The sequence below is a fragment of the Aquaspirillum sp. genome (assembly GCF_055136605.1).
In genome coordinates, this window is record NZ_JBSQVP010000071.1 from 1 (window position 1) to 10,796 (window position 10,796).

14 protein-coding genes are annotated in these 10,796 nt (G+C 52.5%); all 14 read right to left on the minus strand.

Features of this window, described 5'->3' with window-relative positions; translation table 11 throughout:
- Positions 1-394: response regulator transcription factor (locus ACTBZS_RS10535; protein WP_463044087.1), on the minus strand; the 394-nt coding region annotated here is incomplete at its 3' end.
- Between the two features lie 156 nt (positions 395-550).
- The gene (locus ACTBZS_RS10540) at positions 551-757 is read right to left on the minus strand and encodes a SlyX family protein (RefSeq protein ID WP_460429774.1); all 207 of its coding nucleotides are present in this window, start codon (positions 755-757) and stop codon (positions 551-553) included.
- Positions 758-822: 65 nt separating this feature from the next.
- Positions 823-1,398, minus strand: coding sequence for a HupE/UreJ family protein (locus tag ACTBZS_RS10545; protein ID WP_463044088.1), 576 nt, complete (start codon positions 1,396-1,398; stop codon positions 823-825).
- A complete protein-coding gene (gene ureG / locus ACTBZS_RS10550) occupies positions 1,391-2,017 on the minus strand; it encodes an urease accessory protein UreG (RefSeq protein WP_463044089.1) in 627 nt (208 codons plus the stop codon). The genes ACTBZS_RS10545 and ureG overlap by 8 nt, the downstream gene beginning before the upstream one ends.
- A gap of 27 nt (positions 2,018-2,044) precedes the next feature.
- Entirely contained in the window at positions 2,045-2,725 is a 681-nt protein-coding gene (locus tag ACTBZS_RS10555; protein ID WP_460429777.1) for an urease accessory protein UreF, read from the minus strand.
- Entirely contained in the window at positions 2,712-3,218 is a 507-nt protein-coding gene (gene ureE / locus ACTBZS_RS10560) for an urease accessory protein UreE (RefSeq protein ID WP_463044090.1), read from the minus strand. Before ureE ends, ACTBZS_RS10555 begins: the two co-directional genes overlap by 14 nt.
- Positions 3,219-3,227: 9 nt before the next feature.
- Positions 3,228-4,928, minus strand: coding sequence for an urease subunit alpha (ureC, locus tag ACTBZS_RS10565; RefSeq protein WP_463044091.1), 1,701 nt, complete (start codon positions 4,926-4,928; stop codon positions 3,228-3,230).
- The gene (locus ACTBZS_RS10570) at positions 4,925-5,230 is read right to left on the minus strand and encodes an urease subunit beta (protein ID WP_460429780.1); all 306 of its coding nucleotides are present in this window, start codon (positions 5,228-5,230) and stop codon (positions 4,925-4,927) included. Before ACTBZS_RS10570 ends, ureC begins: the two co-directional genes overlap by 4 nt.
- Before the next feature lie 14 nt (positions 5,231-5,244).
- Positions 5,245-5,547: an urease subunit gamma gene (gene ureA / locus ACTBZS_RS10575; protein WP_460429781.1), complete on the minus strand. Its 303-nt coding sequence runs from the start codon at positions 5,545-5,547 to the stop codon at positions 5,245-5,247.
- 28 nt (positions 5,548-5,575) lie between these two features.
- A complete protein-coding gene (locus ACTBZS_RS10580; protein ID WP_463044092.1) occupies positions 5,576-6,379 on the minus strand; it encodes an urease accessory protein UreD in 804 nt (267 codons plus the stop codon).
- Between the two features lie 28 nt (positions 6,380-6,407).
- The gene (gene urtE, locus ACTBZS_RS10585) at positions 6,408-7,106 is read right to left on the minus strand and encodes an urea ABC transporter ATP-binding subunit UrtE (protein ID WP_463044093.1); all 699 of its coding nucleotides are present in this window, start codon (positions 7,104-7,106) and stop codon (positions 6,408-6,410) included.
- Between the two features lie 3 nt (positions 7,107-7,109).
- Entirely contained in the window at positions 7,110-7,949 is an 840-nt protein-coding gene (gene urtD, locus ACTBZS_RS10590; RefSeq protein ID WP_460429784.1) for an urea ABC transporter ATP-binding protein UrtD, read from the minus strand.
- Positions 7,946-9,046 carry an urea ABC transporter permease subunit UrtC gene (gene urtC / locus ACTBZS_RS10595; RefSeq protein ID WP_463044094.1) on the minus strand — a complete coding sequence of 367 codons (1,101 nt, stop codon included), beginning with the start codon at positions 9,044-9,046 and terminating at the stop codon, positions 7,946-7,948. Before urtC ends, urtD begins: the two co-directional genes overlap by 4 nt.
- A 16-nt stretch (positions 9,047-9,062) precedes the next feature.
- On the minus strand, positions 9,063-10,697 hold the full coding sequence (gene urtB / locus ACTBZS_RS10600; protein WP_463044095.1) for an urea ABC transporter permease subunit UrtB: 1,635 nt from the start codon (positions 10,695-10,697) through the stop codon (positions 9,063-9,065).
- Between the last annotated feature and the right edge of the window lie 99 nt (positions 10,698-10,796).

Consider the following 10,796-nt stretch of genomic DNA (forward strand, 5'->3'; position numbering starts at 1 on the left):
CCAAAATATTAAATAAACTCTCCTGCATCATCACCACCCGCCGCATCGCATTTAAGCGTGCCAGCAACAGGCGCAAATTAACGGGTTTAATTACATAGTCATCAGCGCCAGCATCAAATCCGTTTAAGATATCCTCTTGTTCATTTAACCCTGTCATCATCACAATCGGTACCCAGTGATCTTTTGATAATGCGCGAATGGTTTTTGTGGCTTCAATCCCATTCATTACCGGCATCATGACATCCATTAAAATCAGGTCGGGCATCTCTTGCAAATAGCTGTCAACCGCTTGCTGACCATTCTCGACATGTTTAACGGTATAACCACACTTATTCAGATATAAAATGACGGGTAAGGCGGCTATCTGGCAATCATCAGCGAAGAGAATTTTCATAAAAACACCAAAAAATTTGTTTTATTACCAAATAACGTTTATTTTTACGTTATTGATATAGTTACTTCGCTTTCATTACAGCACAGATTTTGCCGATTGCGAAAGATGCTAGAAAAAAGCCCAGATTTTATCGATCTGGGCAGGGGCAGTGATGAATCAGTAGTGAGGGGGGATTTCTTGTTCCAGCGAACGAGGGTCGGGGATGTCTGGTGCGTGGTGCAGGAGCATTTGATAGAGCAAACGCACGTTTTTTTCTAGCTCATCAATCTGCAGCTGTTGACGGGCAACGGTAGCGTTAAGTGATTCAACCAACTCGTTTTGATAGGCCAGTTGAATTTCTAATTCAATCAGGTGGCTTTCCATAGCAGCGTTCCGTGTGGCATGGCGAAGCGCTATTGTATGCCGAGAAAACCACCTGCTTGCAACGATTACACAGTCAGCGCCAACAAAGTACCGCCACACACAGTCAAACCACCGCCTAATACCCGACCGATCAGCACAGCAGGCGAACAACCAGCAAGGCTTCGCATCAGCACAAAACCAAGGCCATGCAAGACAGCACTGGCCAAAACAAAACCGATGCCATAGTGCAACCCGGATACGGCAGTCGGCATTTCAACCCCATGGGCAGCACCATGCCACAGTGCCGAAAGCGCAAACAGCATCAATGCCACACTTGGGGCCACACGGCGACACACCATCAGCAACAGCCCCATTAACAACACCGAACTGGCAATCCCTTGTTCTAACCACGGCAAAGAACTGCCTTGAAACCCGATCACCGCGCCAGCCGTTAACATCACCAAGAACAAGACCGGTGCTTGCCAACGTAGAGGCCCCTGATGTTGTGCCGACCATAGACCAACAGCCAACATCGCCAAAATATGATCTAAGCCAACAAAAGGATGGCTAAGACCATGCCACAGCCCTCCATCGGCATGGCCGCTATGTGCACTGGCAGTGGCAGATAACAGCAGCAATATCACAGCAACAGTTTTACGCATCGGTTTCTCCTAACTTGAGTAAGCCTTTATGTTCAATAAATTGGATGATGTGGTCTAAACCGTGATTGATTTTTAAATTGGAAAAGACAAAAGGACGTTCGCCACGCATTTTCTTGGCATCGCGTTCCATCACCTCAAGCGATGCCCCCACCATCGGGGCAAGGTCGATTTTGTTAATCACCAACAAATCGGACTTACAAATCCCCGGCCCCCCTTTGCGAGGAATTTTGTCACCGGCAGACACATCAATCACATACAGGGTTAAATCGGATAACTCTGGGCTAAAGGTCGCCGCCAAATTATCGCCCCCGCTTTCAATAAAAATAATATCCAAGCCCGGGTGCCGTTGATTAAGACGTGCCACAGCCTCGAGATTGATCGACGCATCTTCGCGGATTGCCGTATGCGGACAACCACCGGTTTCCACACCAATAATCCGGTCGGCAACAAGCGCTTCATTTTTAACCAGAAATTGGGCATCTTCTTGCGTGTAAATGTCGTTGGTGACAGCCGCCACGTTGTAACGCTCGCGCAAAGCCTGACACAAAGCCCACGTCAGGTGAGTTTTTCCCGAGCCAACAGGCCCCCCGATACCAACGCGCAAAGCGGGTTGTTTCATGATGTTGTGTCCTCTGATAAATAAAATTTATGACCGAAATAACCGGCTGTATTGGGTTTCGTGTTTCAGTGCGGCTAGGCTAAAGCGGGGGGCAAAGTTGTTGAGTTCATCTTCAGGCAGATTCCACGCCAAAGCCGTAGCTTCGTGCAGCTGTGGTAACAGGGCAGAAATCAACTGCTGTCCGGCACTTTGCCCCATCGGCATCGCCTTCATTAACACCATGACCTGATTTTCTAACCAACTCCACAACCACGCCGCCACCGCCGCCTCACCAGCAATCGCAAATTGATGTGCCGCCACCGCCCACACCACCGGCAAACTGTAGGGAGTTTGCAGCTGTTCCGGCCAACCTTCGGCCCCTTCTGGCAACACCGACAGCAATTGATGAAGGGAATAGGCCATTTGTTCGGTTTCTAAACGCTGTTCGCGGCTTTCACGGCTGGCTAATACCCGTTGATTGAGATGGCCTAATAGAGCTTGGTTACCCGCTGCCGCCGCCCGACACGCTTGCGCCAGCAAAGCAGCATCGAAATGGGCCAAAGGCCCCATCAAAATGGCAGAAAGCCAATGCTCAGCACTTTTCGCGTCATACACCCAACCGAGGTCTAACGCGGTCTCTAGGCCTTGGGAGTAGCTATAGCCACCAATCGGCAACGCAGGGCTGGCCAAGCGTAGCCACTGCAGCGCAGCAACATTAAGCGGCATCATGATGGCGGCCAAATAAATGAAGTTTGGGGGCGTAGTGAAAAGCCGACTCTTGCCCATGAGAATGATGATGACCACCGCCATACGCCCCTTGCTCTGGTTCAAACGGTGCCACAATGTGTTCTACCGTCAATCCCATCTGCAATAACATCTCGGCCAAGATCTCATCCTCTGCCAAACGCACCCAACCTTGTCCAACTTGCACTTTGACGTGACGATTGCCTAAGTGATAAGCCGCTTTGGCCAAACTGGCGGCATCAGCGCAACACACTTGCAGCAATTTTTCATCAGCCGCACGAATGGCAACACAACGTCCATCATCGGCCAACAAATAATCCCCCTCGCGCAAACTGCGACTGTCCGAAGGCAATAACACCCCGACTTCTTCCCCATCGGCGGTTTGCGTCAACAAGCGGCGTTTGGTACGCAATTCAAACGGTAACACCAACTCCGCCACCGGCACCCCATCTTGACAAAATTGTCGTAATACCAGCATCGCCGCCTCCTAAAACAAAAAGTAGCGTTGAGCTAAAGGCAAGACCTGTGCCGGTTCACACCACAACAGTTGACCATCGGCTTTTACGCGATAATTCTCGGGATCGACTTCAATCACCGGCAAGTAGCTGTTGTGCAATAAATCGGTCTTTTTCACTTCACGACAGCCTTGCACCGCAACCAAACGCTTTTTCAAACCAAGCTGCCCACCGATATCAGCCTGTAATGCGGCTTGAGAGACAAAAGTCACGCTGGTTGCGGCGACGGCAGCCCCATAGCTGCCGAACATTGGCCGATAATGTGCCGGCTGTGGCGTCGGAATACTGGCATTAGCATCACCCATCACCGCCGCCGCAATCATGCCGCCTTTAAGGATTAAGCTCGGTTTGACGCCAAAAAACATCGGCTTCCATAACACCAAATCGGCCAGTTTCCCAACTTCAATGCTGCCCACTTCATGCGAAATACCGTGGGTGATAGCGGGATTGATGGTGTATTTGGCGAGATAGCGTTTAATACGGGCATTGTCATGATGCTGACCGTCTTCGGCCAATGGCCCACGCTGCCGTTTCATTTTGTCAGCCGTTTGCCAACACCGCAGAATGGTTTCTCCCACTCTGCCCATCGCTTGCGAATCAGAGGACATCATCGAAAACGCACCAAGATCGTGCAAAATATCCTCTGCTGCGATGGTTTCGCGCCGAATACGGCTTTCGGCAAACGCGACATCCTCGGCAATGCTCGGGTCGAGGTGATGACACACCATCAGCATATCGAGATGTTCGTCAATGGTATTGATGGTAAAGGGACGGGTGGGATTGGTAGAACTAGGCAACACATTCAGTTCGCCGCAGGCTTTAATAATATCTGGCGCGTGTCCACCACCGGCGCCCTCGGTGTGATAGGTATGGATGGTGCGGCCTTTAAACGCAGCCAGTGTCGTTTCAATAAAACCCGATTCATTTAAAGTGTCAGTATGAATCGCCACCTGCACATCCATTTCATCCGCCACCGTCAGACAATTATCAATCGCCGCCGGTGTCGTGCCCCAATCCTCATGCAGCTTTAAGCCAATCGCGCCAGCCCGCACTTGTTCACGCAGGGGTTCGGGTAAGCTGGCGTTACCTTTGCCGGTGAAACCCAAATTCATCGGGAAGGCTTCTGCCGCTTTTAACATCTGCGCCAGATGCCACGGGCCGGGGGTACAGGTGGTGGCATTGGTACCCGTGGCTGGGCCAGTGCCGCCACCAATCATACTGGTGATGCCCGACATCAGGGCTTCTTCAATCTGTTGTGGGCAAATAAAATGGATATGGGTGTCAATACCGCCAGCGGTCACAATCATCCCCTCCGCCGCAATAATTTCGGTCGAGGCACCAATCACAATATCCACAGCAGGTTGAATGTCTGGGTTACCCGCTTTGCCAATCGCCATAATGCGGCCTTGTTTCAGGCCAATGTCCGCTTTAACAATTCCCCAATGGTCAAAAATCAAGGCATTGGTCAACACCGTATCAGCCACCTCAGCGGCCAGCGCTTGCCCCTGCCCCATGCCATCGCGAATCACCTTACCGCCGCCAAATTTCACTTCTTCACCGTACACGGTGTAGTCATATTCCACTTCGGCAAACAATTCAGTATCCGCTAAACGCACACGGTCACCCACCGTCGGGCCGAACATTTCAGCATAGGCTTGTCGTGAGATTTTCATAATGCCCCCATCACATCACCGTGAAAGCCATACACGTGGCGCGTGCCAGCAAAAGCAACCAGCTCCACCGTGCGACTTTGGCCGGGTTCAAAACGCACCGCTGTCCCAGCTGGGATGTTTAAGCGATATCCGCGTGCTTGTTGGCGGTCGAATAACAGCGCCCGATTCACCTCGGCAAAATGATAGTGCGAGCCAATTTGCACAGGCCGATCACCGCTGTTTGCCACTACCAACGACAACGTATCGCGGCCTTCATTTAGGGTGATCTCGCCAGCGGCAGGCATAATTTGTCCTGGAATCATATTTTTCTCACCGACTAGATAATGGGCTGGTGCACAGTGACCAGTTTTGTGCCATCGGGAAAGGTTGCCTCGACCTGAATTTCTGTCACCATTTCAGCAATCCCCTCCATGACCTCTTCACGGCTTAACAAAGTAGTGCCATAGTGCATCAGCTCTGCAACGGTACGCCCATCCCGCGCCCCTTCCATAATCGCCGCACTGATCAAGGCCACTGCTTCGGGATAATTCAGTTTCAAACCGCGTGCCCGTCGCCGTTCTGCCAATAGCGCAGCGGTGAAAATCAATAATTTGTCTTTTTCTCGTGGGGTCAGCTCCATCCCATCCTCCTTTATGATTGCTGTTCGACTAGGTATGCCAAATTCGTGGGGTATCAGCGTGTCGCTGATGGGTATGGGGATAAAGCAGTTCTCGTGCCGCCCGTAACCAATGCCATGCCGCTTCTGCGCTGTCACCGATAAAACGCGCCAGCCATACCTCAGGGAATTGTGTCGCACCAGCCTCCCCCTTGCAGGGCAAAGCCAAAATCTGTTGGTGACAGGTTTCGGGAATCTGCCCTGTCCACAGCAACGTAGCGATCACACTGTGCCCACCTAAGCCAATTGCCGACTGCCACAGCGGATCAGTGGCGGCTAGACGCGTGTGCTCACACCATAACAACTGCTGTTGTCGCCAAATTTCGGTACTTTGCCGCCAATACCCCTGTTGAAAAGGTTTGTCGCCGGCGGGACGGCCAAAGCACACCACATCCCCCCACAGCAAAGCGGCATCGGGTTGCAGATCAAAACGGTTTTGTGATTGCACCTGTGCACCATCAAAGACAATGGTTTCCAAGGGCAGCCACGCTAAACGGCTATGCGGCGCCAAGTTAACGGTCAAGGTTTGTTGTGCCGCTTGCCCAAAGCCGTTGTACCACTTCGCCGCACCAGCCGATGTGATAAGCACATCGGCATCCTGCTCTAAAGCAATGTCGAGTGCTAATACATCACCACCGGCAATGCCACCGGGGGGATGTAAAATAATGTGCTGACAGCTGCCATCCGGTTGCACAAAATGTTTTTGTACCCGCAATGGGCCTTGATGCTGGCGCAAAATCGGGACGGTACGCCCATGTCGTTGACCATAGCGTAGTTGCAAACTGGCATACCACACCGGTGTTCCCCTCTCGTTTTGATATGGCTTAAATCGCCAATAACTCGCGCACACCCTCGGTTACCATCGCCTGACCTGCTCCAGCCTGCACCACTTCGCCGCGAGCCATCACCACATAACGATCAGCAAGTGCCTCGGCAAAGTCGTAATACTGTTCCACCAACACAATCGCCATATCACCGCGTGCCGCCAGTTGTTTAATCACGTGGCCGATGTCTTTGATAATCGACGGCTGAATGCCTTCGGTGGGTTCATCTAAAATCAGCAATGACGGCTCACTGACCAGCGCACGGGCAATCGCCAATTGTTGCTGTTGTCCGCCGGAGAGATCGCCCCCTCGCCGGTGGCGCATTTGCGCTAAAACAGGGAACATGTCATAGACCCAAGCAGGAATCTGCCGCCCTTTGGCACCACCAAAGCGTGCCAGCCCCATGCGTAAATTTTCTTCTACCGATAGGCGAGCAAAAATTTCCCGTCCCTGCGGCACATAGGCCATCCCACGCTTTACCCGTTGATGTGGGGAAAGGGCATTGACCACTTGGCCTTGCCAAGTGATTTGGCCGCTGGCAATCGGCAACACGCCCATTAAACAGCGCAACAGCGTACTTTTCCCTACCCCATTGCGGCCCAATACGCAGGTCACCTCGCCGATGGCAGCAGTGAAAGAAATATCGCGTAAGATATGACTGCCACCATAAAACTGATTCAGTTTTTCAATCTGTAACATGCTTTAGCGCCCCAAATAGACCTCGATCACCCGCTCATCTGCTTGCACCTGCGCCAAGCTCCCCTCGGCCAGCACACTGCCTTCGGCCAACACCGTCACTCGCTCGGCGATGGCCTCGACAAAAGCCATGTCATGTTCCACCACCATCAAGGAATGATGGCCTTTCAAGCTCAGTAACAATTCCGCCGTTTTTTCTGTTTCGGCATCGGTCATCCCTGCCACCGGTTCATCTAACAACAACAGCTGTGGGTCTTGAGCTAATAACATGCCAATTTCCAACCATTGCTTTTGGCCATGAGATAACAAACCCGCCACCCGATGGCGTTGTTCCTGCAACCGCACTCGCAGCAATAACGCTTCAATTCGGTCGCGTTGTTCGCCAGTCAATCGAGCGCGCAAACTTGCCCACACCGAGCGCGGGCCAGCCAAGGCCAGTTGGAGGTTTTCAAACACCGTCATTGCCTCGAACACTGTCGGCTTTTGAAATTTCCGGCCAATCCCAAGCTGGGCAATCTCGGCTTCACGATAGCGAGTCAGATCAATGGTTTGTCCGAAAAACACCGCCCCACTATCGGGACGTGTTTTGCCGGTGATCACGTCCATCATGGTGGTTTTACCAGCACCATTTGGGCCAATGATGCAGCGCAGTTCACCGACACCAATATCCAGATTCAGATGGTTTAACGCTTTGAAGCCGTCAAAACTGACGCAAACCTCTTCCAGATACAAAATTGCACCGTGACGGGTATCCAGTTGGCCATCGACAAGGTGAGCGAGTCCCTTGGCTTCGCCGTCCCAGCCTTCACGCTCAACCACAGCTGTTTTAGGAGAGAAGAGAGTCATGCTGATTTTCTCCATAAGCGACGCCACCATCCCACCACCCCATGTGGCAAGAACAAAGTCGCGGCAATAAAGACGAAACCGAGGAAGAACAACCAATATTCTGGAAATGCCACGGTAAACCAGCTTTTTGCGCCATTCACCAAACCGGCCCCCAACATCGGGCCGATCAAAGTACCGCGCCCCCCCAAGGCCACCCAAATCACCATCTCAATCGAGTTGGCTGGTGACATTTCACTGGGATTGATAATGCCCACCTGTGGCACATACAGCGCACCAGCTAAAGCACATAACACTGCCGATAGCACCCAAATGGTCAATTTGAAATAAAGCGGTGAGTAGCCACAGAACATTAAGCGCGACTCGGCATCTCGCACTGCGGTCAAAATCCGACCAAATGGACTATTGACCAACCAACGCGCCCCGAGCCATGCCAACAGCAACAACGCCAACGACAACAGGAATAACACCGCCCGTGTCGCGGGTTCAGCAATCCCAAAACCAAGCAGGGTTTTGAAATCAGTAAAACCGTTATTGCCACCAAAGCCGGTTTCATTACGGAAAAACAGCAACATGGCGGCAAAGGTCAAGGCTTGGGTGATGATGGAAAAATAGACCCCTTTAATCCGTGAACGGAATGCCAGCCATCCAAAAATCCCCGCCACCAATGCCGGCACCATCACAATCAACACCAATGCCCACAAGAAATGTTCGCTGCCCCACCAAAACCACGGCAAGGTTTGCCAATCGAGGAAGGTCATAAAAGCAGGTAATTCGGCGTCGCCTTGCCGCATCAAATACATGCCCATGCCGTAGCCACCCAAGGCAAAAAACAGGCCATGACCGAGGCTTAATAAACCGGTGTAGCCCCAGACCAAATCCAAGGCCAACGCTACCACGGCATAACACAGTATTTTGCCAGCGAGGGTTAAGGTATAAGCCGAGATAAACCACGGGTGTTCCGCTGGTAATAGGGCATGTGCCAAGGGCAACGCCACCCCAATCACGAGCAACGCCCCTAACAGCCATGATCCCAGTTGTGGCCCTAGCCACGCCCACAGCCGCATGGAATAAGGCTGGGTTATCAGTTCACTTTGCATGATATGTCCCCTGAACTTAATCCAACACCCGACCTTTGAGGGCAAACAAACCCTGTGGCCGTTTTTGGATAAAGAGGATGATTAAAGCCAAGATGGCGATTTTGCCGAGCACTGCCCCCAGCGAAGGTTCGAGAATTTTGTTCAACATCCCTAAACCAAAAGCTCCTAACACCGTCCCCGCCAGTTGCCCTACACCGCCCAACACCACCACCATAAAGCTGTCAACGATGTAGCTTTGCCCTAAATCGGGCCCGACATTACCAATCTGGCTTAATGCCACGCCGCCTAAACCCGCCACACCAGAGCCAATGCCAAAAGCCAAGCTATCCACACGTCCGGTTGGCACACCAACACAGTCGGCCATGCGGCGGTTTTGGGTCACTGCGCGGACAAACAAGCCCAAGCGGGTGCGGTTGAGCATCCACCACGTCAGTAACAACACGGCACCCACAAAGGCAATAATCACTAAACGATTGAATGGCAGCGTTAAAGCCGGGCTGATAACCCAACCACTGGCCATCCAGCTGGGATTGGCCACTTCGACGTTTTGCGCGCCGAACATCACCCGTACTGCCTGCATTAAGACCAAACTCATGCCCCACGTTGCCAGTAGGGTTTCTAAGGGTCGGCCATACAGATGACGGATGACCAAACGCTCCAGTGCCATGCCGATGGCGCAGGTGACCAAAAACGCCACCGGCAATGCCACAAGCACATAGGCATCGATCCACGCCGGGGCATAGCGTTGAAAAGCCAGCTGCACCACATAGGTGCTATAGGCGCCCAACATCAACATTTCGCCATGTGCCATATTGATGACACCCAGCAGACCATAGGTGATGGCCAAGCCAAGCGCCGCTAGCAGTAAGACCGACCCGAGGCTGATGCCGCTAAACAGATGACCCAGTAAATGATCGGTAAATTGTGCCGACTCAAGCTGGGCCATCGCACGCAAAGCGGCTTGACGCACTGCCGCTTGTGGCGTGCTATCCGCCAATTCTTGTAACACCACCAAGAGATTGGGGTCGCGGGTGTCGGCGAGGGTATTGATCGCGGCTAACTGTTGTGGCAGTTGATCGCTGTGCAGCTGGATACGTGCGGTGGCCAGTTGTAAGGCCGTGCGAACGGTGGGTTCTTGTTCACGCTGTAATTGAGCTTGTAACAACGGCAACCATGCAGGATTTGCAGCGTCTTGTAATAAGCCCACGGCCGCTAAACGCGCAGCGGTATCGCCCTGCTGTAACTGGGTAGCCGCTTGATAACGCTCTAAGGCCATGCGGAGGCGGTTATTCAATAACACCGGTTCCGCTTCTGCTGGTAAAGCGGTGAGGCTTTTGCCAGATGGAATGTCCACCACTTGGCCATCAGGCTGTTGCAGAAAGAATTGGCTTTCGTCGGGTGTTTGATAAACCCGTTCTTCTTGCCATGCCAACGCAGCTTCAGAACGTGCCGCTGTCGGCTGTGCCGCCCATTGTTCAATTTGTGCTGGGCGCTGTTCCGGCGCAGTGTGTACCAGCTCAGCCAATGGCGAGGCCACACTCAGGCTGGCGCAAAACAAAGCCACCACAGCGAATATCCACGCTGTAAGCCGTTGCATCATCGCTTGCCGCATTTTGTTTTCCCCCTGTGCGTTGGCTGTTGGGTGGGACACGACCCACCCACACAACCAAATCAATCGATCAACCCTTATTTACTTTTGACTGGGGTATCGGGTTTTTTATCGTTGCCGGCGATAAAGGGGCTCCACGGC